We start from the raw sequence: 26,533 nt of genomic DNA, 5'->3' as shown, positions 1-26,533 counted from the left end.
TGGATAGCAAAAGCCTCTTGTCGCGAATCGCGTGTCGTACGTTTGACGATGACAGGCTTTTGTTAGCCGCTCTAAGTTGAAATTTTTAAATCGAAATACGTACCCTAGGACGTGTTTTTACACCGCGCCCTCCGACGTGGGTACCGAGCTACCGAATTCATGACGGCTACAGGTATGTGTCCCTGCCCAGGAATGCTCACCACGCTTTATTAATGTCGGCACAATCCTCTCAAAGATTTGAGGGTGTTAATTTCCACGCAAACCTGACCCGCATTCCCTTTGCTTTGAAATTTCTAAGTCATTTGATTCTTATGGAATTTCAATGTGAATTGGAGAAATTCCAATTTGCATTGAAAAATAGCCAACTTTCTTAAAAACAGTGAAAGCCAGAACCGGGAGAGCAAGCAAGTTTGGGCCTGCTGGCCTTAGGCACCCTGAACACTCTCAAATAGCGAAAGTTTTGCCACACCACAAACTTGCAGGTTGGGTAAATTTGAGGCGTGAGGCCAATGAGGCATACCTATCGTTGAAGAGGATAACCGTGTGGGGCCACATGTCGGCGTGCGGTGGCCACAGGGGTGGGCTATAGGCGCAAAACTGAATTGCGTCGCGCAAGGAAGCGTCCGACACATCAATATATGCCACTACCGTTCTGACGGCGCCTTCCACCGAAGTAGTAGCTCTAGTGGGTTCAAAGGACCCACCAGCTCCCTGGCATGCGATAGGCGGTCAAGCAGCTTGTGCTGCTCCTCATCGGTCAGTTGCCGCGCAGCGCGCTCCACTTCTGCAAAGTAGGCTTCAATTCTCTGCGCCTCATCCCACGCCGAGATGGCAGTAAGCAACTCTTGACGTGACTGTTGGTGCTGCTTCACTCGAAGCGCCTGGTCTTCAGCTTCCTTACGACGGCGCTTTTCCTCTTCCCAACGACGCTGTTCTTCTTCGGCTTGGATCCGGGCCGCTTCGAGCTTTACGGCCAGTTCAGGCCCCACTGACTCCAACTCGGACACGATGGTGGGTACCAGCGATGACAACTGGCCAAGCTTGGCTTCAGGCCATCGCTTTGTCCAAGTCACTCGCCAGGAAGGGCAATATGCCTGCAAGCAGAAGCGGCCGGAGGCCACGTCCTTTGTGGTTTTCCAGTACCGTGGATCGGAGAGCTTGCGCCGTTGGTCCGAAGTGAGATTTCGGACGGGTATGTATTTGCTGTCCCCGACGTAGAGCATCTCCACCTGTTCTGTCATCTCAAACAGCGTTAGGCCGATGGGCACCTCGGCGATATACACGACTGTAGGCCGCTCAGGACTCCAGGTGGTCTGTTGGTAATGGTTCTTTCGGGGAAGTTCGCGGAGATCTATTTCGGCGCGCTGCATTTGGTCCCCCGTCGGCGCGATAGTCACGCGATGCCCCTGCTTTGTGAGTGCTCGGTACAGTCGGTCGGCGACAGTGACGGCATTATCCAGGCCGTCCTTGGACGACAGAATGTCTGGCATGAGCCGTTTGTATGGTCGCAGTATCCCTGACTCGCTATCCCGGGTTTTCTGGAACCACGGCTTGATGCCTACCAACAAGGGGTGAATCCTTTCGGATTCAAACGCACGGGTTATTCGGGCTATTCTGACGGGGGTGTTTTTTCCTGCGGGCTGAGAGTCCGCTGATTCCGCAGCTCGTACTTGTTTTTTCGCGACTCGCTCCGTCGCGCCTATGAAGTTACCTGGTCTCCATTCGGTGAGGTCACCAGCGCGCGAAGGCGGCAGCGCAGGTCGGGCCGGTGCTTTGCCAAACTCCAGTTGTGCCCAGTATCCACGTGGAGGTCGCGGGATGCGAAGTTCCGTACACACCCTGGCCATATAACTGGAGGAGACGCCAAAACGCTCACCAACACGCAACATCGGTTCCTTCCAAACCAGTTCGTAGAGCTGTTCACGCGAAAGCGGATCTTTCAGATGACCCGAAGGAGCGATTTCCGCAGGTTGGCTGGCTTCTTGGCCCATGGCAGTGTGAGGTGTAGCGTACAAATGACGGCGGTCAAGTTGATGGTGGATCAGCTGACGGGGGAGGCCTGAACCAGGACCGGCAAGAATCAGGCAGTACCTTCGGCGTTCACATGAAGGGCGGCTTCCAGACGTTCCCGCATCCAGGAATGTTTTACCCCTGCTCCTTTACCTGACTCTCCACCTCATAGCGCTTCATCACCCGCTTCATGAACTCTGGCAAGCTGTAGTCCAGCCCTTCCGCGAGTCGGAGCAACACACTGATAGTCGGTTGCTTGCGGGCTACCTCGATGAGCGAGATATACGGCCTATCCAAATCACAGCGCCCAGCCAAGTCTTCCTGGCTCATCTGCAGAGCCAGGCGCCGGGCTTTGATCTCAGTGGCCAAGGCCTGCATGAGCGTCTGGTTCTTGCTGGGTCGCATCAGCCACGACTATTGCAAGACGGTATACTTTTGACACGTGTCTATAGATAGCTAAGTCACACAACGGAAGCTGTTTTCCGTTAACCGGCACGGGGAGGTATCCATGGACAAGATGCAACGCGCTGACCAGACCCGGTTTTGGGGTCTTTATCTGGTGCTGCTGGTGCCAGTGTTGAACTGGCTGATCGGTGCCGTCCTCGCCTTCCAGACGGCATGCCATCTGCTGGAACGCCGCCAGTTCTTGCGACTGCTGGTGCTGGCTGCTGGATCCACGGTGTGGTGCGGTCTGAGCCTTTACCTGGCGCCTTTCGGTTATGGAGAACCGGCCTGGGGTTTGGTCATGCTGGTGGCCAGTCTGGTCTGGACCCGGTACATGCTGGCATGGATGTGCCTTTGGCGGGGTGAGGCCGCAGAGGCGTCGGTGGAACTCAGCGGACGGATCGAAAGCTAGGAACAGACATGGCGCAAGGGTTTGAAACCAAGATCAAGATCTTGAAATGGGGTATCTGGGATAACCAGATCGGCAAGAATGGCCAAGCTGTGTGGGGTGACACCGCACTCAATAATGCCGCGTTATTCCAGCGCATGTCGGAGGCCCTCATGGAAATCAATGCCGAGGGCTGGCAGGTGGTGGCCACCATTCCTTTGGACCAAGGCGCCTACTTCGGTACCGGACTGATGAACCAACAAGGTATCGGAGCCGGTACCTGGGGTGGCGGCTATGGCTACGGCAGCAGTACCACCGCCGGCACGGCCATGGTGCTGCAGCGGCAGATTGAGGATGCGGGGACGCCGGAAGCCGCAGAACGGGCCAAGCAGTACGCGGCCGAGCTGGAGAACAGTGCCAAGGCCTGGACTATCCGCTACCAACCGATCGAGAAGAAGACGGTCAAGAGTACGTTCTCCAGTAAGGAGGAGTTCTTCTTTGACGGGCAGGGGTACAGCAGCCTGCCGCTCGCAGAGAAGGCCAGGTCGGATGCGGCGGCGGCTGCCGAGATGGGGCGCGGCAAATAGCGTGCGTATGCGGCCCATAAAGCCAGCCACGCTGTCCCCCCAAAAGCTGCTGATTCCAGTGCCGGGTTTGTCCGTTGTTCCGATTCACAAGGTTCACCCGTTCTGATTTCTAATGGATGGCCTTGAGGTCTGCAAAGAAGATGGAGGTCTGATATGCGTACACCGGCCCCGCCGACCAATTTCCAATCTTGGCTTGACTACGCCATCGCCACCATGGACGTGCGTGGAGCACGCTTGGAGGGCATCTTGGGTGAGGGCGACTCGCCGTCACCATCCAACGACGATATCCGAACTGCAGCCCAGGAAGAGCTGAACCATCTCAAGCGACGAGCCGTCATGCCGTGGTTCGGTATGTTGGAGAACTGGCAGACTGCACTTTCAATGCGGCTGGGCCGCTCTGCTGAAGAGATTCTTGAATACAACCTGCTGGCGGCAGATTTTTCCGATGACGGTGTCCATGTCCAATTCAAGGATGGCTCTGATCTGAGGTTTCAGCGGGCGTTTTACGTGGGTGCAACTCCCGCTGAGGGAACCATGTATCGCGTCGCGGTATTTACCGAGCATTGCGGGTCCCACGAGTTCTGGATCGGCCCAGGGGACCGGATTTCAACAACTTCCGTATCGGGCGCGCAATACATGCCCTCGGACGAGGACGAGGACGTGGCATGGGATTCCATGGTGCCAGTCGGTCGTGAACTGGGAAGTCCTGATTTCGACAGACTGATGGAGGAAGATGCGAAGAAATTTGCGTCAGATCTAGCCCGCTGGATCCAACAGAGCAGCGCCGCCCATGGGGCGCTGCAACTAGATGAAGACGAGATATCAGACGCACGCAATGTTCAGCTCGCATTGCATGGGCTTGGGCAAGACGTCACGATGGAAGTCGCTGCTTCGGTTTGGAAGCATTACTCACAATCATTGGCAGCAAGCTGGATGGCAGGTGCGGATACGGTGCAGTCTGCCGCCCGAACCCTGTATCTCAATTGCCCCAGAGATCCGTCGGACCATGAACCCTTGCGCGGCGGCCGACCTAACGCCTGAATCTGAAGTGCGTCGAAGATACCGCATCCTCAAAAATGTCGATATGCAGGGAGTCCCTCTGGCCTATACTTTTTCGATGGTAGGCCTGCGGACCGCACCAGCCTGACCACATAGAGCAACGGAGGCAGCGATGGCTCGAATCGTTTTGGTGCACGGAATCCTGGGGTTTGGCGACCTCTTTCCTCTCCAGCCGAAGTTCTACTTCAACGGTATTAAGCCGCTATACGAGCGCGCGGGACACGAGGTCTTCTGCCCCAACCTCGCTGCTCTGGGGTCGGTCGATCTAAGATCGGCCAGTCTGATAGAACAGATTGCCGGCTTTTTGCGTTCTGACAATCAACCGATCTACCTACTTGCCCACAGCATGGGAGGTCTAGATTGCCGCCGTATGCTGGTGAGTCGCCCGGACATCGCCGCGAAGGTGGCGCGGCTTATCACGGTTGCGACGCCGCATGCAGGCAGTCCTGTCGCAAATGAGGTGCTGAAGCCCGGCCTGTTTGGAGTTCTAAATCCTGCAAGGGTTCTCACTCGGTTCTTCGGGGACGAGTTCGGTGCCGTTCAGGACCTGACGACATATAACGTACCCCAGGACCCTGATGTAGGCGGTGTCGACTATCAATGTGTGGGCTGTGATGGTGGTCCGCCGCACCGGTCTCCGCTCTTTTCCGTCACCGCTGACTATGGAGGTTTCGGAGCGACGCGTAACGATGGCGTGGTGAGCTTGGCATCAGCCAGTCGCACGAAAGATGCCGCTCACCTGGATGTGGTTTGGCCTGTGGACCACGGGGAGGCGATTGGCTGGCCTTCCAGCCTGGAGGCGGGCAAGCGGGCCCTTAGCGCGCCGCCGCCGGTACACATTGCACGTTACCAGGCACTGCTTGAGCGGTTGGTGAGGTAGCGACCGCGCCAGCGTATGTCAGAGCTCCTGCGTCTTGATGTGCCGACCGCCAGATACTGGCTAATTATCTGATGTCGCTACACGTATTTATAGACTGCGAATTCACCGATCTGGCAAGTCCGCAACTGCTGGCCATTGGACTTATCACCGACGATGGTCGTGAACTGTATGCCGAACTAGGAGATGCGTCACACTGGCGGCGCGCATCCCCCTTTGTGCTCGACACGGTGGTGCCGCAGTTTGGCCTAGTGCCGTACCAGGAGGCTTCACTCATCGATATCGGGCACCGCGTCGGGGATTGGTTGCTTCAAGTGGGAAGCACGCCGATCTTGGTCTGTTACGACTACCACGCTGACATGGACTTGCTAGAGTACGTACTGAAGTTGGCTGGGAAGTGGCGCCCGTTGGAACCTATGCTTCAGCCAACCCACCTTGGCTATCTACTGGGAGACCCGGACGTGGAAGTAGCGATGCGAAAGTCGTGGACCGCATCCTTCCGCAAAGACGGCACAGCACGGCACCATGCCCTGGCAGATGCGCGTGCTTTGAGGGTGGGATTTGGTGCCATGCATCCGCTTTCATAAACCATGGCCCGCAAACTAGCTATTGTTGGCCCAGATGAAACGCTGCTCCATGCCAGCACCATGGCGTTGGGACGCAGCGTTAACTTTCAATACCCGCCCTATTTAGTCACCGTCATACGTATACGCCCGCCTGCTTACGTTGGATGCTCTGCTCAAGGAGGCGCAGTCCTTCGGGATTGCGCAACATCTGGGCCGGCGTCCTGCCGCCAAGTTGCGGCTGCGTTTGCTGCATCCAATTTCCGAGCCACCCTCCCAGGTCGAAGCTTGGTAGGGCTTCCGGATCGCCGCTTTCGTCGAGCACCTGCCGGAAGCTTGCTGCCAGGCGCAGAAAGCCCATCACCCTATGGCTCGCCACCTCGGGTAGTGGCTCGTTCGCCTGTTCCCTGCGCCGGAACGCCCTGGGTGAGATGCCGATCATGTCCATGACCAACGATGCAGGCTGCTGGGTTGCTGAGGCAATCAGGTTGACCACATAGGTTGGAACACCTTCCTCAAGCGCTTCGAACAGGTCAGCGGCTGGCGCGTTCAGCACCTGACCGACGAGATCGGCGAATATACGGCGCGACGCAATCGCGCTGGGGCGGCCACTGCGTCCACGGGCAGTCCTCCAGAAGTTGGAGGGGGGCGCAGTAACGGCAGCTGCAGAGCCGGCGGCAGAACGAGGGAGGCTGGGCATGGAAATCCAAATGGATGGTGGAGCCAAGTAGCGAGAATAAACACGTTGAAATCTCAGCGCAACAACATGTATTTTTGGGAGCTCGTTGATTGGCTACAAACCGACGGGTACCAAGCGACCGGGTTCATGGAGACATGCAGGCATGTAGCCTCCGTCCATTCACGGGCCAGTGTTGCAAGCACAGGGAAGTTGGCCAGGCGGTGTGTCACCATGCCAGGAGACGGGGTTTACGTCTGCTGGCCCTCCAAGCCAGTTGGGACGTTGCGGCCACCGTGCCCACTGCCACGGACCCAGCTCTGCCAGTCCCATGCATAGGCCGCGCTCTTGACGTCCGGCACGACTGGGCACTGGGCACCGTACAAAGCGTCCGAGAACTGATCTCGCCAGGGCTGCGGGATGTCTTTCAGGTCTACATAGAAGGGGCGTCCTTCATGTTCGTGCACCGGCACGGCTGCAATCAATTCGTCGCGGGTCATAGAACATCTCCAGCACCAGTGGGGTGCACTGCTGCATCAGCCATTAACGTGTACGCTCCTATTTTCATTGTTCTCACTGCATAGTCCAGCCACCATGCGCCTCCACATATTGTCAGACCTGCACCTGGATCACGCCACGTTTTCCATGCCGGATGTAGACAGCGATGTTCTGGTGCTCGCCGGCGACATCCTGTCCCCAGGCCACAAGGCGTCTATCTGGGCGGCCCGCCCTAGCGTCAATCTGGGGCGGCCAGTCCTGCAACTTGGTGGCAACCACGAGTTCTATGACCAGACGCTGCAGCAGGAGCGCGTGCGCATGGCGGAGGCTGCTGAACGGACCGGTATCCACTTGCTGGACCGCACCTCAGTGGTGATCCATGGCGTGCGTTTCCTGGGCTGCATGCTGTGGACGGACTACCAGGTGCCGATCCGGGACTACGACGGGCAGCTGCGCAGTGATGCCCAGCAAGGCATGATGGCTTGTGCCAAGACCATTGCCGACCATTTCTGCGTCTCGGTTCAGGATGCCAAAGGTATGCGACTGGTGACGCCTTTGGATTTGCTGCAAGAACACCTCCTGGACCGACGCTGGCTGCAGGAGCAGTTGGTGATCGAATTCGACGGGCCGACCGTGGTGGTCACGCACCATGCACCGCATCCCCTGTCGATCGCGCCACGATACGCGGACGACTGGGTCACCACCGGTTTTGTAAATGCGTTGCCGGATGCGTTTTTTGAAGTGCCCCAACTTTGGATCCATGGGCATACCCATTCCCGGTTTGACTACCAGGTTGGCAACTGCCGGGTGGTGTGTAATCCGCGGGGATACCGGATGCGCGATGGAAGCTTCGAAGTTCCGGACTTTGATCCAGGGTTTGTGGTTGAGGTGCTGCAACGCACCTAACCGCCCTGCCAACAGCAGGAGAGCCGCACATGACAATCGGCACGGATACAAATCCGTGGCGTGCTGAACATTCCCACCGCAGCCCAACGCAATTGACTCCCATCGTTAATAAGCGGCAAGGCTCTGCATCGGACAGGCTAGTCTGATCTGAAATAAAAAAGCCGGATTATCCAGGCCCGGCCTATCTCCCTCATCTGTCTAGACCCGATATGGGCTGATGACTCTCGGCGCCTTTGCGCTAGTCGCTCGCTGTAAACGTCCACGCACACAAGCAGCCACAAATCTGACCTCTTCAAACCAACCCAACGACGTTGGAACAACCTTACCTCCAACATGCGTGACCTGTGGGGCATCAACATCACCGCCTCTCAGCATGTCCTCAAATATGAGTAAGCAATTGTTATATTATGTATCCATAGGTAACTATTGCGCGCAACAATGTAGCCATAAATAAATTTTCATTTCCGGAATGTTGGCCTAGGCAGCGGAATGCAATTATTCAATTTCAATCGCTGGCCAACATCCACCTGCATTCTGGCTTGGCCTCGCTTCTCTCAGAGTAGCGGTCAAATAAGCCGGCAAAAGGAAGTGTGAATTTTGTTGTGATCTCTAGGTTTTTGTAATTTGCCTTGGTTTACGCAATGGGAAACATGCCTCGATTTCTGCGGCCTTATTTAGGCTACGCTGCAATGTTTGGTGTCATCAGCAACTTGGTTGTGCTGATCCCTACGCTGTTCTCGCTACAGGTACTGGACCGCGTCTTAACCAGCCGCAGTATCGAAACCCTGTTCATGCTGGCGGCAGTTTCGATCTTTGCACTACTCCTTCTGTTCGGCCTTGACCATGTCCGCGGCAAGTTGTGGGCAGCGGCAGGTGCGCAGCTGGACCAATGGCTTACCAGCGGCGCACTTGCAGCGTTGATTGAGGAGCGTGCTCGCCAGCACCAACAAACCCATCTAGATGCCCTGCGCGACATCGCTACCGTCCGCCAGTTTCTTAACGGCCCGGTGATCCAAGCATTGTTCGACTTGCCTTGGTTCCTGGTTTACCTGGTCATCATCTTCCTCTTTCACCCTTGGCTTGGACTCACGGCTCTTGTCGGCGCCGTGGCACTTCTGAGCATCGCCTGGCTCAATGAACGACAAAGCCAACCCCGCGTGCAGGAATACAAAATCGCTCAGCGCCGCGTTGAACAGGCCCAAACCCAGTTCCTGCGCAATGCGGAAGTCATTGTGGGTCTAGGTATGTCGGAGCGCATGGTCTCCGCCTGGGATCGCATGAAATCCATGGCAGCTGATGCCGAGTCCAGCGCATACAGCACGAACCTGGCCTTCAAAAGCCTCACCAAGTTCGTACGGCAGTTGCTGCAAATTGCCATGATGGGCGTGGGTGCATGGCTTGTCATCGACCAATTGGCCACGCCTGGCGTCATGCTGGCTGGCACCATACTTCTCGGCAAAGCCTTGGCACCGGTGGAGATTCTTGTTGGCTCCTGGAAACAACTGGTGGAAGTACGCCTGGCTTACCCGCGGCTCAAACAACTGGGAGAACCGTCACAGCGTCCTGCGCGCACGCCGTTGCCAGCTCCGCAAGGCCGTTTGTCCGTGGAGCGTGTGGTCTACCGTTCTGCTCCGAACAAGCCAGCCATCATCAAGGACTTGTCATTTGAATTGAATTCCGGTGAACTGCTGGCAGTGCTGGGCCACAGTGCTTCTGGCAAGTCCACCTTGGCAAGGTTGTTGATGGGTTTGTGGAAACCGCAAACGGGCGCGGTACGGCTGGACAATGCCGATGTTAGCCAATGGCCACATGCCCAGTTGGGCCGACACCTAGGCTATGTGCCGCAAGACGTCGAACTGTTTTCGGGTACTGTGGCAGAGAATATTTCCAGGTCGCACCGCCAAGCCAGCCACGCAGTGTCAGACGAGAGCGCGGAAGCAGTCGCTGCGGCAGTCATCCAAGCTGCGCAACGTGCCGGCGTGCACGACATGGTGCTGCGTCTGCCCCAGGGCTACGATACCGAAATCGGGGATTCAGGGGTACTGCTATCAGGCGGGCAGCGCCAACGTGTGGCTCTGGCCCGCGCGCTATATGGAAAGCCCGCATTGGTCGTACTGGATGAGCCGAATGCCAGTCTGGACGATGCGGGGGAACAAGCGCTGCGAGAGACCTTGCAGACCCTCAAGGCCGAGCGTGTAACCACCATCATCATTACGCACCGACATGGCCTTTTGAGCCTGGCAGACAAGATACTGGTTCTTCGAGATGGCCAAATCGACCAGTTCGGCCCCCGAGAAAAAGTGGAGCGCTGGCTGCATGAGCGTCGACCAGCCCCTCAGGGCGTCACACCGTTACGCTTAACCGGTACGGTGGCTGCATGATGCCCAAAGTAGCAACTGCTCTGGGCGCCGACGGCAGCATATTTCCGTCCGCAGCATCCCACGACATTCCCGCATTTCCCATTGCATTGGTGCAGCGAGGCCTGCTAATCGTCGGCGCAGGTGCCTTAGTTTTGGCCTGCTGGGCTGCATCGGCGCCCTTGTCTGGTGCCGTCGTAGCCGACGGTGTCGTGGTGGTCGACGGTCAGCGCAAGACCGTCCAACACCAAGAAGGCGGCATCGTTCAGACTATCCACGTCAAGGATGGCGACCAGGTGCAAGCGGGCCAGGCACTGGTCACGCTCGATGCGGTGCGCGTTGGTGCCGAGTTAGCAGCCGGACAGATCGAACTCGACAGTGCCTTGGCCAAACAGGCAAGACTTGGGGCAGAGCGACTGCTGTCCAGTACTGTCAACTACCCTGCACAGCTCACCGGACGGCGCAGTGAACGGCGGGTGGCCGAACTACTGCAGCGCGAATCGGCCCTGTTTGTCGCACGCCGCCACGCGCTCGATGAACAGATTGGTTTGGTACGCCATGAAATAGAAGACACCCGGCAGGAAATTGGCGCACTGACATCTAGCGTCAGCACCACCCAGGACGCGCATGACATCGCCAGGACGGAGTACAAAACCAACGAGAACTTAAAGGCACAGGGCTTTATCTCGGACGTCCGCCTCTTGGAGCTTCGACGCAATCAGGCCGACTATCTGGCGCGCTCGCAAGCACAACAAACCGAACTCGCCAAGGCGCAGGAAAAGAAGACCGAATTGGAACTGCGGGCTGCAGCGTTCAAGAGCGATTACGTGAAGCAGGCAGAAACTGAGCTGAAAGATGTCGATGCGCAGGTGTTCAAGCTACAGGCGCAAATCCTGCCGCTCATGGATGTTGTGCATCGCCAAATCATCACCGCCCCGGTCGCAGGTGAGGTCGTCGACCTCAAAGTACATACTGTGGGAGCACCCATTGGGCCGCGTGAACCTATTCTCGACATCGCGCCCGCCCAAGCGCACCTGATGGTTGAAGCACGCATCAAACCCGAGAACATCGAAGACATACGCCCGGGTAGCTTGGCCGACGTACGCCTCACCGCCTACAAGCAGCGCAACACGCCAGTGCTGGAGGGCACGCTCAGCTATCTGGGCGCCGACCGATTGGTCGACAAAGCTACCAACCAGCCCTATTACCCGGCCCACATTGAGATTGCGCCCGGCGAAATGGAGCGAGCACGAAAAACCGCGGGTATGCACATGGAGTTGGCAGCAGGCATGGGTGCCGAAGTCTTTGTCAAAACGCGGGATCGGACAGCGCTGGATTACTGGTTGGAGCCGATTGCGAATGGGGCTCGGCGGGGTATGCGGGAGCGGTGATTGAAATGACCATATTTAAGAAAATGCACCATATTTTTGCAATTTACCTATTGCCAATCTGATTTGGCATTAAATTAATGCATATAGAAAATAATATGCACCCGTTATTATATTGATTTGACATGGAAAATTATATATTTGCATCACCATCTATGGAGGGGTCAATGAGACATCGTAAAAAACTTATTGTTAAGTTGTTGCTGGTATTTTTATCTAGCCTTACTTCCTGCATTGCATCGGAATTTAAAGATGTTTCGACGGAAATTAGAAAATTATCACCAGAAGATGCAATTCATGCGTTAACTTCATACGCCGAACTTGGAGACTCTAAAGCTCAATTTGAATTAGCCAACCAGTATTCAAATAAGGGCAGCAAAGTTTTTGATGAAGCAAAATCAAATTATTGGTATGAGCGTGCGGCAAAGCAAGGACACGTCGGAGCCAAAATAGCCTTGGGGTTTCCTAATCCATATATCTCAAAAACAATCATGAACTGCGATGATGCAGAGCTTGCAATTGAAACAAATTGTGATCCATTAACCTCCGCCGAAGGTCGTTCTATTTGCTATCTGCAAAAATTGTCGTTCACAAATAGAAAAAAACCAAATGAAGTGATGGTTAATTTTCTTTTATATGAAAAATATAAAACTGACCTTTCCATTGCAACTGATGCAAGCTGCATAGAGCATGACAAGCATATTTATTGGGTTATTGACTCAACAAACTTTGGTAGCGGAAGAACTTGTACTGATTGCGAATGGCAAGATATTTATTATGAAGATGGAAAATATCTTGGCTCCATCGGGCGAAATAAATTCGGACCAACGAATCTTAAACCCAAAAAACTACCTTACTCAAAAGAGAAGGAGGTGGGGGAGATGCTGTCTAATAGCTTGAAAAACAACTTTATTAAGAAGTGGGAAATTGATCGATACCCTAAGTTTTAGTAGTTAATTTCTTTGAATTTTAAGGGAAAGAAATATGGCAAAGTCTCATTATTCAGATGCCTTGACTTCAACTAGTCTGGGTAACTCACGCCGTGGTGGCGATGCAACTGCAGACGTAAAAGCTGCGATGAAAGAGGAAATAATAAGACAAGGAACGGAGGCTGGCTTATCTAAAAAAGACATTTCAAATTTACTCGCAATTGCGGAACATGAATCTGGATTTAATCCAGATGCAGCAAGTAAGTCCACTACAGCTGCAGGTATATTTCAAATAACAGATGGCACTGCAAATGATGCGGCTACTCGGCTTGATGGATCAAAATTAATAAATGGATATCATTTCTCAGATGCATATGACCCATTTAATTACATTTCAAATATTGAATACGGAATTGGCGTATATCTAGATAAAGAGCGCCGAGCCGGATCAAGCGATATAGAAAGCATATACACAAAGTACAACCCAAACGCATCAGCCTCAGAGCTATCTGAATTGACGAAGTCCTCTGCCAATTATGAAAATAATTTAAGCTCAGAAAATCATTCCCAGGTTGATAACTATTCCAATCCAACAAATAGCGCAGATTTGGATTTGACAGCAACGAGCTATATGGTTTCGCAATCAGGATCAGATGAAGACGGGGGAGGTTTTTCCGAAAGCAGCTCGGCAGATGGCTCTTATAGTTACGATTGGGTCCATTCAGATGGAAGCTATGGGCACGAAGGCATAGATTCGTTGGGAAATGGATTCATTTACCAACACAAAGCTGACGGCTCATATCATGAAGATTTTCGAAATGCCGACAGCTCCACATCTAGCAGCTATAGAAATACCGATGGCAGCTACGGTAGTTCCAGCAGCGATGGCAAAGGCAACAGCCAATCCGAAGCACACGGCGCAGATGGCAGTGTGTCGCATGATTGGAGTAAGGCAGACAACTCATCTCACCATGACGCCACGGATTCAGCGGGTAATTTCAGTGAATCGACCAAAGCAGCCGATGGCACAGTGAATGCCGATTACAGAAACATGGACGGCTCGCATGGCGACTCAATAAGCCGTCCTGACGGGTATTCCCATAGCGAAAGCTGGACTGCCGACAACTCTTTCAACGAAAGCACCGTCAATACCGATGGTTCGTCATCCAGCGACTACCAGAATGCCGATGGCAGTTACGGTAGCTCAAGCGATGATGGTCAGGGCAATACCCAGTCCGAATCACACGGCGCGGATGGCAGTGTTAGCCACCAATGGAGTAAGTCAGATGGCTCCAGGCACTACGACAGTGACAACGCGTACGGCACATCTGAATCCGACAGCGGGGCCGACGGATCATTTAGCAGCAGTAACACGTATAAAGATGGAACGCACGAAGATTTCGTGTACAACCCTGATGGATCGTACAACCGAGAACGATGGTCGTCTGATGGCTCATTCAGCCAATCAAGTCGCACATCTGATGGCGCTTCGAGCAATATCTACGAGCAGCCCGACGGCTCGTACTCGAAGTCTTCAAGTCTGTCTGACGGTACATACATACAGGAGAACAAAAATTCGGATGGGTCGACGGCTACCTTTAAATACGGTGCTGATGGCTCATCAAGTGGCGACGTTGAAGGCGCCGATGGTAGCTACAACAGGTCGAGTAGCGACGGTCAGGGCAATAGCCAATCTGAAACACTGACCAGTGATGGCAGTACGACCCACGACTGGGCCAAGTCTGATGGTTCCATGCACCACGATGGAACGGATGCACAAGGTAACTTCAGCGAGTACGGCACTTCCTCTGATGGATCCGCATCCCACGACTACAAGAATGCGGACGGCAGTTACGGCAGTGGGAGTAGCGACGGTCAAGGCAATAGCCAATCCGAAGCACACAATGCCGACGGCAGCTCGACCCATGATTGGAGCCACTCAGATGGTTCGATGGTCCATGATGAAACTGATCCACTCGGTAATTTCAAAGAGTCTAGTTTGGCTCCAGATGGATCGAGTTCCAGTAGTTACCAGGACGTCAATGGTTTATTTGGCAGCGCCACCAATGATGGCCACGGAAATCTAACGACAGAAGAAGGTGACTCAGGTGGCGGTGTGAAACATACCTGGGATAAAAGCGATGGCTCGTCGCATGTCGATACTACCGATGCATCAGGCAATTACAACGCAAAGACGACCGCCGCCGATGGCACCATCAGCACAGAATACAGAAGTGCAGACGGTGCGCACGGAGACTCTGTTACGAATCCCGACAAATCAAATCATGCTGAAAGTTGGGGGGCCAACGGTGACTTCAGCGAGAGCACGCATAACGTCGACAATTCCAGCACCAGCGATTATGCGAATGCAGATGGCTCGCATGGTGACTCCTATGATCGGCCAGACGGATCAAGCTTCAACGAAAAATGGGCGGCTGATGGATCCTTTAGCGAAGCTACCCACAATGCCGATGGATCGAGCTCTAGTGATTACCAGAACGCGGACGGAGCACATGGAAGCGCCAGCGATGATGGTCAAGGTAACATTGAATCCGATAAAGTCACGGCCAGCGGCTTTGACGACCACTACTGGAAGTACTCAGATGGTTCGTACCATGAAGAGTTGACAGGCAATGGCTTCAGTGAAATCTCTGTTGACAGCCAGGGCAACATGCAATCCGATTACACGGACGCAAATGGATCATATGGTTCCGACACACGCGGGGTCGATGGTTCTGAACACAAAATCACGTACGATGTGAATTACCAGTCAACCACGGACTACACGTTGAATGCCGATGGCTCATATTCATCGCACACCGAGAGTCCAAAGGGCTATACCGACACCATCGGAGATGGACTGGGCAATTACAGTGTGCATGGCCAAGGTAGCGACAACGGTATAACAACGACTCTTTCGGAGGAGGTTACGGCCGATGGACATGGCTCCTCATACGAAACCTTTACGGATGCCAATGGTACTACCGTCGTTTCCGACAGTTGGTAACTAGAGATCGCGTTGAACAATAGGATCGCTCTAAAAGCGCAATCCATACCTAAAGGGGCACTTCTAGTGCCCCTTTAGGCAAATTCAACCTATTCAGAAAACCATAAGAATCAGCTGCACAGCGCAATCAAGCGCCGTGCAGCTGCGTGTGACTTCTCTAACGCCATTTCTTCTTCGAGGATGTGCCGCTCGACCGTCGCAACAAGCTGAGTATCCAATTGTGGTAATGATCGTAACAATTCCAGATGTGGCCCAAACACCCGCTCAATCAACTGAGTTACGTCCTTTGTGGATTCAGTCTGCGTTCGTGGTAACGAGAGATTGATAACAGCAATTGCCCCTTCCTTGATCCGCACGGTCGTTGTTAACGCCACCAGCGATGCCCCCATGAAACCACACCGGTACTCGGTGTCAATCTGATCTAGGTCCCACAATAATCTCTGTTCGCTCGTGCCGCGCTTTCCTAAGACCAACTTTAAATAACCGTCTTCGGCATCGCAGATGCCACCAATGGTTTTTTCTTCCAAGTGTCTCGCTAATTCCACAGAGAATTTTGGGGCGACCGATTCCATTGATTTTTGCAATATCTGCAACTCTTGCATGTACTCCAAATGCTTTGCCATAAGCCGTGCTTTCGATCTGGCGCCCTTTGCCATCTGTAGCTGTGTACGCGCCTCCGGATCCTGCCTAGCTGCGCGAAGGTTCTGAGCGAGTACTAACAGTTCCGTCCCATCAACTCGTGCATACTCAAAAAGGTCTGCATTGTCCCGTAAAAAAATATCCAATCTTTCACGACAAGCACAATTGAACCATTCCGTAGCACCATCTGCAGGCAAACCTGATTGCAGTACTTTTTCAACTGAAACGTTCCATTTGTAAAAGCTTCGTTGCAATGTTCTTTCAAGACGATGAGCTGCTACTTGGCAGCCTACCTGCAGTCCAAAAGATTGAGCAAAATTAATTTGTTTAATCCCAAAGCTGCGGGAGCGAATCAAGATGTCATTAGCTTTTCCTATCTTGAAATAGGGCAGGTTCGCATGAACCAGGATATAGACATACGATTTGAATGAACGACGCATATTCAACTTGGTTTCTTGTAAGTGGTTCAAAGTATTGAAAAAACACGGAGCATCACAACGCTCTGTTGCCAATACAGTTGACTCATGCTGAGTCGCAACCCATAGAATCGGGCACAGGCATACTCCAAATTGGGTAAGCGTGGACCACCCTCACTCTGCACACCACTTCAGAAACCTCCATGGCCAAAACTTTCAGCAGCATCCAGCGTCAGATCGAAAAGCTCCAAAAAGAGGCCGCCGCCCTCAAAGTCAAAGAAGTCGGTGGTGTCATCGAACGTATCCGCGGTGCGATTGACTTCTATAGACTGACACCGGCCGATTTGTTTGGAGCTAAAACGCGGGCGCAAGCAAAAGGCAAACGCGCGGATGCTGCTGGTGCGGTCGCAAAGTCCGCTGCCAACAAGACCACGAAGAAGACCGAGTCCGTCATCAAATACAAAGATGAGGCAGGTCACAGCTGGACCGGCCATGGCAAGCGACCTGGCTGGTTCAAGATGGCCCTGGAAGCAGGTAAGACGGCCGAGGACCTATTGGTCAAACCATAACCGGTCTAATGACCCACGCAGTGAGACTGAACTGTCCACACCTTGATGTGGACAGTTCAGTAAACTTGGCGTCGCATGAATCAGAAGAAGTCCCGTAAGCGTCGCAGCACCCATTCCAGTTCTCGTCACAACCAGAATCTCCCCTCGGCGACGGTACGCCGCTTGGGTGTCGCGCTGGTCACTGCAGCGATCGTTGCGTTTCAGACCACCAGCTGCGGTTTGCAGCCGACCGCGTCAGGACCACGTACCGAGCAGAGCCGTGGAACAACGTCCTCCCGGTTTGCCGCCTGCCCGCAGTTCTTCGCCAATGGGATCGCTCCCATGGCTCCAGGCATTCCCCAGCAGCGTGAGCTGTGCTACGAGGGGTTCGCGGTGCTGCACAACGGCAGCACGCGGACGCCCGCCTTCGTTGCCGAGCGCTTGAACCGCCAATTGCTGCTGCAGGCCCGCGAGCAAGAGCGTACCAACCGATTCTTTGCGGATGCGCGCCTGCCCCAGGCCGAACGCGCTGAACTCAGTGATTACAAGGGATCAGGTTATGCCCGCGGGCATATGGCGCCTGCGGCGGATATGTTCAACGCGACAGCCATGGCACAGTCTTTCAGCCTGGCCAACATGGTCCCGCAGAACCCTAAACATAATTCTGGCGCCTGGGCGAAGATTGAAGAAGATACGTGTGCCTACGTCATGCGGGCACAGGGCGATGTGTCTGTCATCACGGGTCCGGTGTTTGGACCGGGAAGCCCGGCGATTGGCACCAACCAGGTGCGTGTACCGACGCATTTGTTCAAGCTGGTCTATGACGCCACGACACAGAGGGCCTGGGCGTATTGGCAGCAGAACTCGGCGGAGTCCCGTCCGGGGCCGCCGATCAGCTACGGCGAGCTGGAACAACGCACAGGGATGGAGTGGCTCCCCGGTACGGCACTCCAGTGACGTTCAAACTTGCCTCGGACGTGAAAGTTCAGACGGGCACCCTAGATAGATCAACGCTGAGGCATGCACTCACTACCAGTTTATTGCGCAGCTTCTGCCATGAGTTGCTTGCCGTTCGGGTAGGTTGGTTCCTTGGCGCCCCGCTCTTCCAGCCAGTGCGTGCCTTTGCCGAACTTTTCTATTCCCAGGCGCAGAAGCTCTTCATATTGCTGGCGGTTTTCTACCGTGTCCGGTACCCAGTCACCGCCTTGCCAGTGCTCTCCTTGGGTCAGGCTGATGACACGCATTCGATACAAGCGAATCTGTTTCATTGCATCTCCTTTCACGCAAGTGGACAGAAATTACAACGGCAACGAACATGGTGCTTTGTACCGCATTTCCTGGGTCAAAAGAGAATTGGCAAAGAAGGTTTACTTTGTACCAGTGCGGTAGTTAGATGACGTCGCATGTTCGACTCGGAGTGTGGAGTCTAGGCGGTGGAAATGACGATGGCGCTAGACATAGTTGGCGATCAGCCACTTGACCACTACATCTCTTCAAACACAAGTTGTTTCCACTTCTGAAAAACCTCGTGTGAGCTGTGTGATAGTTGTCGTGAATGGTCGCTGCATCTGCGTTTCCAGCGCAGCCGCCATTCTTTGGCAATTGAACGGACGGAAATATGTGAGTCATCGTTGTCCGGTGCTTCAATTGTCTTGAGCGTGACGTAAGTGACGCAGTGTGCTTCCATGAGCAGCAACGCGGATCGCATCCGAGTCGTGTTGAAGGGGGGCGTTTCCGAAATCTCTTGAAAGTGCTTGGCTGCAACAGCAAAACTGTTTACGAATTTGGTTTCGTTCTGGGCCAAGTAGCCCATTCGAGCCTCGATCAAGGATGCAGTTAAACCTTCCAAGCCATTCAGTCGACCAAGACGAGCCTTGCGCACTGCTTCACTTTGCAGGACAGGCCAAAAGGTATGGGGTTGCTCTCGCATGAGAGGTTTCATTTTTGGGGTGACAGCGACAAACTGCTTCCAAACATATGGCTTTAGACCGACGTACATGTCCTTCAGTTGGTCAGGGCCAAACACAAGATCAAAGTCCAGTAGCTCCCAGAGCGAGTGAAAAAAGATTGCCCGAGTTCCCGGGTACTGCGCATCCATTCGATCCACGAGTGAGCGGCCGGATTTTGTTAACGCACCTTGAGGCATGGTTTCACCACGCATGTAGCGTGACCAAAGCCCTCTGGACAGTCTAATTTTTCCAAACGGCTTGGAATATTGAAGTTCGAATTCTTCCGCCGTACGCATCTCACTTGCTGCCATGACATGGTGGCTCCAAACGATTACGCGCAGGCGTTCTAGGACTCGGGTCTTGGGCCGTCCACGCTTGAGTTGGGATGTTTTGTTCAAGATAAATACGCAAAAAAATGCATATTTTCTTTCCAATAGCCCTGGAATGTATAGACGCCTCAAATAGCGGGGCGTAGCTTGGTATTGCCTAGGCATGCGCCGAGGTGTTTGCGCGCTGCGCGCGCAGGCTAAACCAATGTCAAAAAGGACAGTACAGACGAACCCAAACGTACAGCGGAAATAAAAAAAGCCCAGATCTGCCAGGATCCGGGCTTTAGTCCAAAGCAGTCATGCTTCAGCGTTCTTGCTAAAAGTATATGGCTTTTAAATCCCACGTCAAGTGGGACTGGGGCAACTTTTCCTGTCGTTTTGTGAGTTGCTTGCACTGACCGGATTGGCATTTTCAGGAGATTGAAATGCTGACCGATAAGGAAATAGCAGATTTGTGCCAGAGACATCAACTGGGCGAATTTGCATGTGCAGCGGTACGAGAGATTCGCAACAGTCTTCCGTCCCGCGTGGTGCGCAGTGGTACGCACAACGTGGTGACCCACTACGCTAGCCGCAAGATGGGGTGCGTGATCAAAGCGGAGGCACAGGCTACTGAGCTGGCCGCTATCTATGAGTGGGACCATGATCGTAAAACCCATGAGTTTTATGACCAGCCACCACGCATCAAAAAGATCCATGACCGAGGAAATGGGCGGACCAGTTCAACAAGCTTCACCCCGGACTTCTTCGTCCTGGCGGATGACTTTGTGGGATGGATTGAATGCAAGCAGGAGGCGTGGCTGCTTGAGCACCAAAAATTGCCGAACCCGCAGTATGTATATGAGAACGGTAAGTGGCGTTGTCTGCCTGCCGAGGCTTACGCACAAAGTGTTGGCTTAGGGTTTGCTGTCAGATCTTCGCTAGCGTCCGATCCAATCCTTACGCAGAACATTTCAGACCTCTCCGATTACTACCGTTCGGATTGCCCTCCAGCATCCTCTCAGCAGATTTTGCTATCCCAACAACTGATTGGTGATGCCGGGTGGTGTTGGCTGCGGGACCTGATTTCCAACGATGCCGAGCTTAGCGCCGATGCCATTTACAAAATGGTTGCGGATGAGCAGTTGTATTTGGATTTGCAGGCGTTTTCTTTGATGCGGGAACCCCATCGGGTACGGGTGTTTCGGACAAAAGCGCTGCTGGATTCTAGAGACCTGTGGTTGCCACCGATGCTGGCTGTGCCAGGAGATTGCATCCACCAAACGTTACCCGCTCCAGGAGCTGTTGTCACCTGGGATGGCAGTGCAGCTGAAATCATCAATGTAGGTAAAACAGAGATATTTCTACGCAGGGCAGATGGTTCCATGCAAAGTTTGAAGCTAAGAAGCTTCGAGCAGATGGTTCATCAAGGAGTGATCATCGGCGATGCCCTGGTTGCAGACCCTCGCGCGGAACAGGCTTCTCAACGTCTACGCGTAGCCAGTAGCGAGGACATGCGATCGGCGATGCATCGGTACTACTGCATCCACCCTGAACTCTGCCCAACAGACCAAGAACACAAGGCTACGGATCGGGCCATACGCAAATGGAAGGCATGTGCACGTGAGGGCTATGCCCTGTACGGAAATGAGTTCGTCGGCTTGTTGCCAACCATCAGATTGCGAGGCAACCGTCGCCGTCGGTTTAATGACCGAACTCTGGAAATCATGCATGAGGTCATCAGTAAAGAAGTACTGCAAGATTCGGCGCCAGGTATGTTCAGCAGCTTTTCCATGATGACTGAACTGTGCAACAAGGCGGGGCAACTACCGCCAAGCAAGAAAACCTTTTACGCAGAGGTTAAGAAGATAACGACGCCCGAGGAGCGGAAAAAAGCGCGTGAAGGCGAAAAGGCCGGCTACGACCTGGAGTTGCCCTATATCAGCCTGGAGCGGGAAACACCTCGGCATGGTACGCGCGAGTTTGATGCGGCTCACATTGACCATTCCACCTTAGACCTGCAGTACGTAAGTGAGTCGACAGGTGTCAATATGGGCAAGGCTTGGCTGACGGTGATGATCGATGCATTCACCCGGATGATTTTGGCTTGGGTGATTATGTTTAACGAGCCGAGCTATCGATCGTGCATGCTGGTAATGCGGGATTGTGTGCGACGCCACGGTCGCATTCCTCGCACGATAGTGGCAGACCAAGGTAGCGAGTTCAAGGGAATTTATTTTGACCAATTGCTCGCCACCTTGGGCGTCCATAAGCGTATGCGCCCAGCAAGTCATCCGCGCTTCGGAAGCATTGTGGAGCGATTCTTCGGCTTGAACAACACCGAGTTTGTCCATGTATTACGGGGTAATAACAAAGCGCTGCAGTCACCTCGGCGCATGTCTCCTACCCATGATCCTCGTACGTTGGCGGTCTGGAATCTGAGAGCGTTTCGGGAGGCATTTGACGGTTTTTTGAATGCCGTCTACCACGCTACCGAGCACCCCGCACTGGGAGTTAGTCCAAGTAAAGCCCAAGAGATTAGTCGATTGCAGGCGGGGGTGCGTCGCCACACGCTGATCAGCTATGACCGAGAGTTTCTGATCGCCACTATGCCGACAACGGACAAGGGAACCTCGAAGGTTCAACCAGACGGTTCCTTCAAGGCCAACAGGATCGACTACTTTTCTGACAAGTTGATTAGATTTTCTGGGGAGGATTTGGAGGTGCGGTATGACCCGTACGACTTGTCCCACGCATATGCCATGGGTAAGAGCGGCTGGATCGAGGCGTACAGCATGTATGCAGCAGAACTTGCTGGGCGCTCGCAGAAGGAAATCGAGGTCATCTCTTTGGAAATCGACCGTATCAACAGCAGGACGGGTATTCGAGAAAAAGACCGTGCTGCCGCATTGGGTCGCTATCTCGTCGGTTTGAGGGAGCAGGAGGTCGATCTGGCGGTGGCTTTGCAGCAGGCTCGCGACAGGGAGCTGCGCAATTCAGGCCAAGGAGTTGATTTGATAGCTGTTCCGCCGAGTGAGGAGGCGGTGGCTGATACGGCTCCTCAGCTGGACGGCTCAGCAAAAACCGTCAATTTCTCTTTCGCAGATATCACCCAACACACATTCGAGGACTTCTAAAAATGAACCATATCCATCCCACATTTGATTCCGCTTTGCTCGGTCGTCCAGCAGCTGAGCGGCTCACTTATTTCCAACGCAAGGTTATCGCTCATGATCATCTTCTCCAGGCTTTCAATCTGACTCTCGACAACATCGACTTCATCTATAGCGGCGAGATCGTTCCTGTTGTTGGGCCGACGGGTGTTGGTACTTCGGCTCTGGGCAGAAAAATATGGCATGAATATCAACGACAGGGGCAAGGCGTCGGGGAAATGCAGAACCATCAAGTCTCGGTGAATGCGAGTGCCATTGGAATCAATGCGCCCTTCCAATCAGGGCGCATAGATGTGAAGTATTGGTGTCGCCTACTTTCCGACATCTTGCGTCTCGGTGGCGACATGTTGATAGATCGGAAAATCTATGTGCCACCCCACGAATTCACCCTTACGCATCCTCTTCCTGTTGTAGATCCGCGTGCGATGGGAATAGATGCTTTGATTTCTGCGGCAGTCAGCATGCTGAAGCGCCGCCAGACCAAGGTTGTCCTGATCAACCAGGCGGAGAGGCTGTTTCCGGCGTCCGATGCTATGGGGTGTGAGCGCAGTCAGCAAATTCTGATGGACCTCGCATCCCAGACCGATACCCGTTTTGTTTTGATTGGTGGATACCAGATCGTCCATGCATGTTGCGATGCAAATAACTGGCTGAGTCGGCAGCATATTGTTCATTTCCGTCGGTACGACCGTCATAGCACCCATGAGTACGAAATGTTTGTCCAGGTGCTGATTTCCCTGTTGGCGAGCATGCCAACAGATCGGCGCTTGGAAAAAATCAGTGAATCAGGTGCAGAGAAGTTCTATCTCAGTTCGATCGGATGCATTGGCAGTTTGAAGAAAACGCTGTTGATGGCCTTTCAGCATTCCTTGCGCACCGGGGAGCCGATGACGGAGCAGTTCATTCTCGGTTTCGCGTTGAGAAACGTCACAGCACTAGGGGTCGCTAAGGACGCGCGCCTTGGTGAAGCGCGGCTGACGGATGTTGGCTATTCCGAGGTGCAGCGTGCACTTGAAACAGGCGTTTCGGATAGTGTCAACGGACAGCCTGCGAACACTCCTGCGAAATCCCATCGCGGTGCTGCTGTGAGCCGCTCCAGCCCGGTTGTTCGCCGCATTGGTGAACGCAAACCCACTCGTGACCCGGTAGGAGGACGCCATGCATGAGTTCGCCGATGATCCTTTTGCCGAAATTGCATCGGCGGGATGCCCACCTTCACTTTACCCCTTGCCGATGGAGTGTTCCCACGGGCAGCCGGAGGGTTTGCTGTCTTGGATCGCGGGATTGGCCAACGCGCATTGCGTTGGGCCCAGGTTGCTTCTGAGGCACCTGATGTCCCGTTCAGATGCCTATCGTGACGTTTGGCATGGATCGACATTTTTTGAACGCGACAGTGGAACAGTGAATGGCCTGGGGACATATGCCCAGATGATGCTGGACATATTTAGGCCTGCGCTTCCTTCGGATTTCGGGCAAATGACGTTGCTACCTTTGGCACCTTTGCTGCCGCGCAATGGGGAAGGATTGCTGGCTAAGCATCCAAGGTGGTGTCATGCATGTCTTTGTGATCAGGCTCGATCTGGCGTGCGACCGCACTTTCCGTTGGTATGGTCGTTCGAGTACTACCGCGTTTGCCATATGCACCGCGTGGCGATGTGCGAGCATTGCCCCGCATGCGGATCTACGCAGGCGTATCTGCCGAGCTATCCAAGTCTGTTGCACTGCGACGCTTGCGGTGGGCCGTTGATTGGTTCACTGCCGGCTGACTTCAGCATGGTCGATCCAGAAACATCTGAGTTTGATGTGTGGTGTTCAGCTGCGCTAGCCGAGCTGGTTGAAAAGTTGCCCGCTCTGCACGGTAGCGGAAGCGCAGGCCATTTTTGTGTCAATCTTGGTGCGATCGTTGATCGATTTGCGCAAGGAAATCGCAAGCGCTTGTGTGAATCGATTGGGCTGCAGATACATGCGTTGAATGGTTGGATCACCAAGGGGGAGCGGCCTTCCCTGGCCGTTTTGCTTAGGCTGTGCTATGGCGTTGGGTTGATGCCTGCGCGCATGTTCTTGCCTGATGCCGTTATGCATGCCAGTAGATCAACGTCAGCAGACCTGCCGATAGGTACGCGTGAACTCAGGCCATTGCTGGGATATCGACAAAGGGAGCGCATTCAGAAGCAGCTGGATGTGATCTTGGCGGACCCCAGTGATCATCGCGGGTTGACCGCGGTGGCCGATCAAGTTGGCTTGTCGCGACATGCGCTCAAATACTGGTTCAGATCGCAGTCTTGGGAGATCGTGCGTAAGAGCCGTATGTGTGAGTCACGCAGATTGGAGGCACGGTATCGAGAGGACCATGCTTTCTTGAAAGTTACCGTGCAAAACTTCTGTGCGGCTGGCGTGTATCCGAGCCGGCGCCGCGTAAATGCAGAACTTGCTTCTCGTCAGGTCTCTTTGATGCGGCCAGACTTGTTGTTGCTTTATGAGAGATTGCGCGTGTCATGCTATGCGTGAGCGTTGCTAGGCGAAAAATCGTTGTCGTAGGGTACTAGATACCTGGAGTGCGTTGTTCAGTTGGTAGGCAATACGCACCCCAAAAATTTGAGTGGGGTACCGATGAATCGGTGGTTGGCTGGAAGTCCTTTGGAGGCACCTATTCGACTGTTCGCTGTGGCACCTGACTGTTAAGATTTACTACACTTTTCCGACGTCCAGCAAACGCATGTTTGTTGGACGTTTGGTGTATCTGGAAGGCAGGAATCGGAAAATAGTGCTACGTATAGGTGCGCGCGAGCTCCAGCAGATTCGCGGAACTTTTTTGTGCAAGTCGACCAACTACCGAAGGCTTGGGGGGTTAAATAATGACGCGGTTTTCGAGCTTTAAATACGCGCCGAGCGAAACCCGACGAGTTCTCAGGGATCGCTTTGCTAACAAGCTTCTTGTTGTTCAGCACCACCGATTTCTCGATCCGGAGCTAAAGGTGGTGCCAGATGAACTCGTATTGCTGGCACTGGCCAATCTGACCATTTCCTCGAATGGAGAGTGGTCAGCGGCCGAGGTTGCTTACGCAAATGCAAAGCCCACCAGCACCGAGGCCCCGGATGTCGAAGCGCTTGCCAGTTTAGGGTGGCTACGTCGGATTTGGGGGCGGGCACAATTTGGCCGAGACCGTAGCGTCGCCATAATGCGAGCTCCAGCAGGTGTCATGGAGGCTACTAAGGTCCTGCAGTCTGGGATTTACGAACGACGCTATAAAGTCAATGAAGTAGTTCAGTCGAATCCTGAGCTTGGCGATCTGATCAAAACCATTGAGGCTGCGCATAATGGCCCACCTCAGATTGCTGTGCGAACACCAGAGTGGATCGCCGCTAGACTCTGGGAAAAGGTCTTGGTGCGAGAGGGATCTTCGGACATTGCCCTTCGTCGATGGGTGGACTTGTGGGGCATATTGCAATATCCACCATTTGTTCCCGGCGCGGTTTGGAGCGCGCCGGATGCTAAGGCGTTTCGAGAGGCTGCCTTTCATGCAATTGAGACTGAGGCCGGTTTAGCGGGATGGCGTGAAACGCGAGATCGGTACGTTAAACAGGTGGCGCTAGCGAATAACGTAACCACTGATATCGCTGAGTGTCGATTTTCACAACCTCCCGACAGCTTGGTTGGCAGAGCGCTTTGGGTACAGTCTTCACAGATCGAGGCTAGCGCTTATGACTCACTGAACACCTGCAGCGACCTACTTGGCTTAGAGCGGCTAACAAAACGGGGAAAGTCTACGAAGGCAGATGACACAACAAGCCAGGGAAAGCAAGGCCGTAT

Annotated in this window: 23 protein-coding genes; 16 read left to right on the top strand and 7 right to left on the bottom strand. The window is 53.8% G+C overall.

All coding sequences use genetic code 11. The features are described from left to right. Positions 1–644: 644 nt before the first annotated feature. Complete coding sequence (locus AC07O2_RS25725) at positions 645–1,991, bottom strand: hypothetical protein (protein ID WP_495234956.1); 1,347 nt, start codon at positions 1,989–1,991, stop codon at positions 645–647. 154 nt (positions 1,992–2,145) lie between these two features. Then, positions 2,146–2,415, bottom strand: a complete 270-nt coding sequence (locus AC07O2_RS25720) for a helix-turn-helix domain-containing protein (protein WP_495234955.1) — start codon at positions 2,413–2,415, stop codon at positions 2,146–2,148. Positions 2,416–2,518: 103 nt separating this feature from the next. Between AC07O2_RS25720 and AC07O2_RS25715 the strand changes: the two genes are divergently transcribed. From AC07O2_RS25715 to AC07O2_RS25695, 5 genes are all read left to right on the top strand, one after another. Then, positions 2,519–2,866, top strand: coding sequence for a hypothetical protein (locus AC07O2_RS25715; RefSeq protein WP_495234954.1), 348 nt, complete (start codon positions 2,519–2,521; stop codon positions 2,864–2,866). Positions 2,867–2,874: 8 nt separating this feature from the next. Beyond that, the gene (locus AC07O2_RS25710; RefSeq protein ID WP_495234953.1) at positions 2,875–3,429 is read left to right on the top strand and encodes a hypothetical protein; all 555 of its coding nucleotides are present in this window, start codon (positions 2,875–2,877) and stop codon (positions 3,427–3,429) included. Positions 3,430–3,582: 153 nt separating this feature from the next. Beyond that, positions 3,583–4,470 carry a hypothetical protein gene (locus AC07O2_RS25705; RefSeq protein WP_495234952.1) on the top strand — a complete coding sequence of 296 codons (888 nt, stop codon included), beginning with the start codon at positions 3,583–3,585 and terminating at the stop codon, positions 4,468–4,470. A gap of 130 nt (positions 4,471–4,600) precedes the next feature. Continuing rightward, positions 4,601–5,368 carry an esterase/lipase family protein gene (locus AC07O2_RS25700; protein WP_495234951.1) on the top strand — a complete coding sequence of 256 codons (768 nt, stop codon included), beginning with the start codon at positions 4,601–4,603 and terminating at the stop codon, positions 5,366–5,368. A 71-nt stretch (positions 5,369–5,439) separates the two neighbouring features. Beyond that, positions 5,440–5,952 (top strand): hypothetical protein, encoded by a 513-nt coding sequence (locus tag AC07O2_RS25695; protein ID WP_495234950.1) that lies wholly within the window; start codon positions 5,440–5,442, stop codon positions 5,950–5,952. 112 nt (positions 5,953–6,064) lie between these two features. Here the strand turns inward: AC07O2_RS25695 and AC07O2_RS25690 are convergent, their stop codons facing one another. Both AC07O2_RS25690 and AC07O2_RS25685 read right to left on the bottom strand, forming a co-directional pair. After that, a complete protein-coding gene (locus AC07O2_RS25690; protein ID WP_495234949.1) occupies positions 6,065–6,628 on the bottom strand; it encodes an antitoxin Xre/MbcA/ParS toxin-binding domain-containing protein in 564 nt (187 codons plus the stop codon). A gap of 227 nt (positions 6,629–6,855) precedes the next feature. Then, the gene (locus AC07O2_RS25685; protein ID WP_495234948.1) at positions 6,856–7,104 is read right to left on the bottom strand and encodes a hypothetical protein; all 249 of its coding nucleotides are present in this window, start codon (positions 7,102–7,104) and stop codon (positions 6,856–6,858) included. 94 nt (positions 7,105–7,198) lie between these two features. Between AC07O2_RS25685 and AC07O2_RS25680 the strand changes: the two genes are divergently transcribed. The 5 genes from AC07O2_RS25680 to AC07O2_RS25660 all read left to right on the top strand — a co-directional run bounded on the left by AC07O2_RS25680 (position 7,199) and on the right by AC07O2_RS25660 (position 15,689). Beyond that, entirely contained in the window at positions 7,199–8,008 is an 810-nt protein-coding gene (locus AC07O2_RS25680) for a metallophosphoesterase (RefSeq protein ID WP_495234947.1), read from the top strand. A 650-nt stretch (positions 8,009–8,658) separates the two neighbouring features. Continuing rightward, positions 8,659–10,389 (top strand): type I secretion system permease/ATPase, encoded by a 1,731-nt coding sequence (locus AC07O2_RS25675; RefSeq protein WP_495234946.1) that lies wholly within the window; start codon positions 8,659–8,661, stop codon positions 10,387–10,389. Then, positions 10,386–11,756 carry an HlyD family type I secretion periplasmic adaptor subunit gene (locus AC07O2_RS25670; RefSeq protein WP_495234945.1) on the top strand — a complete coding sequence of 457 codons (1,371 nt, stop codon included), beginning with the start codon at positions 10,386–10,388 and terminating at the stop codon, positions 11,754–11,756. The genes AC07O2_RS25675 and AC07O2_RS25670 overlap by 4 nt, the downstream gene beginning before the upstream one ends. Positions 11,757–11,920: 164 nt before the next feature. Then, positions 11,921–12,703, top strand: a complete 783-nt coding sequence (locus tag AC07O2_RS25665; protein ID WP_495234944.1) for a tetratricopeptide repeat protein — start codon at positions 11,921–11,923, stop codon at positions 12,701–12,703. 34 nt (positions 12,704–12,737) lie between these two features. After that, on the top strand, positions 12,738–15,689 hold the full coding sequence (locus AC07O2_RS25660; protein ID WP_495234943.1) for a phage tail tip lysozyme: 2,952 nt from the start codon (positions 12,738–12,740) through the stop codon (positions 15,687–15,689). Between the two features lie 110 nt (positions 15,690–15,799). On the opposite strand, the gene AC07O2_RS25655 is transcribed toward AC07O2_RS25660, so the two are convergent. Then, positions 15,800–16,768, bottom strand: a complete 969-nt coding sequence (locus AC07O2_RS25655) for a GIY-YIG nuclease family protein (RefSeq protein ID WP_495234942.1) — start codon at positions 16,766–16,768, stop codon at positions 15,800–15,802. A gap of 179 nt (positions 16,769–16,947) precedes the next feature. Here AC07O2_RS25655 and AC07O2_RS25650 point away from each other — a divergent pair, with 179 nt between their 5' ends. Both AC07O2_RS25650 and AC07O2_RS25645 read left to right on the top strand, forming a co-directional pair. Beyond that, positions 16,948–17,313 carry an H-NS histone family protein gene (locus tag AC07O2_RS25650; protein ID WP_495234941.1) on the top strand — a complete coding sequence of 122 codons (366 nt, stop codon included), beginning with the start codon at positions 16,948–16,950 and terminating at the stop codon, positions 17,311–17,313. Between the two features lie 75 nt (positions 17,314–17,388). Then, on the top strand, positions 17,389–18,249 hold the full coding sequence (locus AC07O2_RS25645; RefSeq protein ID WP_495234940.1) for a DNA/RNA non-specific endonuclease: 861 nt from the start codon (positions 17,389–17,391) through the stop codon (positions 18,247–18,249). An 80-nt stretch (positions 18,250–18,329) separates the two neighbouring features. Here AC07O2_RS25645 and AC07O2_RS25640 read toward each other — a convergent pair whose 3' ends face one another. Then, positions 18,330–18,560, bottom strand: a complete 231-nt coding sequence (locus AC07O2_RS25640; protein ID WP_495234939.1) for a hypothetical protein — start codon at positions 18,558–18,560, stop codon at positions 18,330–18,332. Positions 18,561–18,775: 215 nt separating this feature from the next. Then, positions 18,776–19,639, bottom strand: a complete 864-nt coding sequence (locus AC07O2_RS25635; RefSeq protein ID WP_495234938.1) for a hypothetical protein — start codon at positions 19,637–19,639, stop codon at positions 18,776–18,778. Positions 19,640–19,995: 356 nt separating this feature from the next. Here AC07O2_RS25635 and AC07O2_RS25630 point away from each other — a divergent pair, with 356 nt between their 5' ends. From AC07O2_RS25630 to AC07O2_RS25615, 4 genes are all read left to right on the top strand, one after another. Next, on the top strand, positions 19,996–22,686 hold the full coding sequence (locus AC07O2_RS25630) for a TnsB C-terminal domain-containing protein (protein WP_495234937.1): 2,691 nt from the start codon (positions 19,996–19,998) through the stop codon (positions 22,684–22,686). A gap of 2 nt (positions 22,687–22,688) precedes the next feature. Continuing rightward, positions 22,689–23,888: a hypothetical protein gene (locus AC07O2_RS25625; RefSeq protein WP_495234936.1), complete on the top strand. Its 1,200-nt coding sequence runs from the start codon at positions 22,689–22,691 to the stop codon at positions 23,886–23,888. After that, positions 23,881–25,230: a TniQ family protein gene (locus AC07O2_RS25620; RefSeq protein WP_495234935.1), complete on the top strand. Its 1,350-nt coding sequence runs from the start codon at positions 23,881–23,883 to the stop codon at positions 25,228–25,230. Before AC07O2_RS25625 ends, AC07O2_RS25620 begins: the two co-directional genes overlap by 8 nt. A gap of 347 nt (positions 25,231–25,577) precedes the next feature. After that, a partial coding sequence (locus AC07O2_RS25615; RefSeq protein ID WP_495234934.1) for a hypothetical protein occupies positions 25,578–26,533 on the top strand: 956 nt, incomplete at its 3' end.

This window comes from Rhodoferax sp. GW821-FHT10B06, assembly GCF_059415605.1.
Note: the sequence above shows the minus strand (reverse complement) of the source record. Positions and strands in the feature narration are given on the sequence as shown.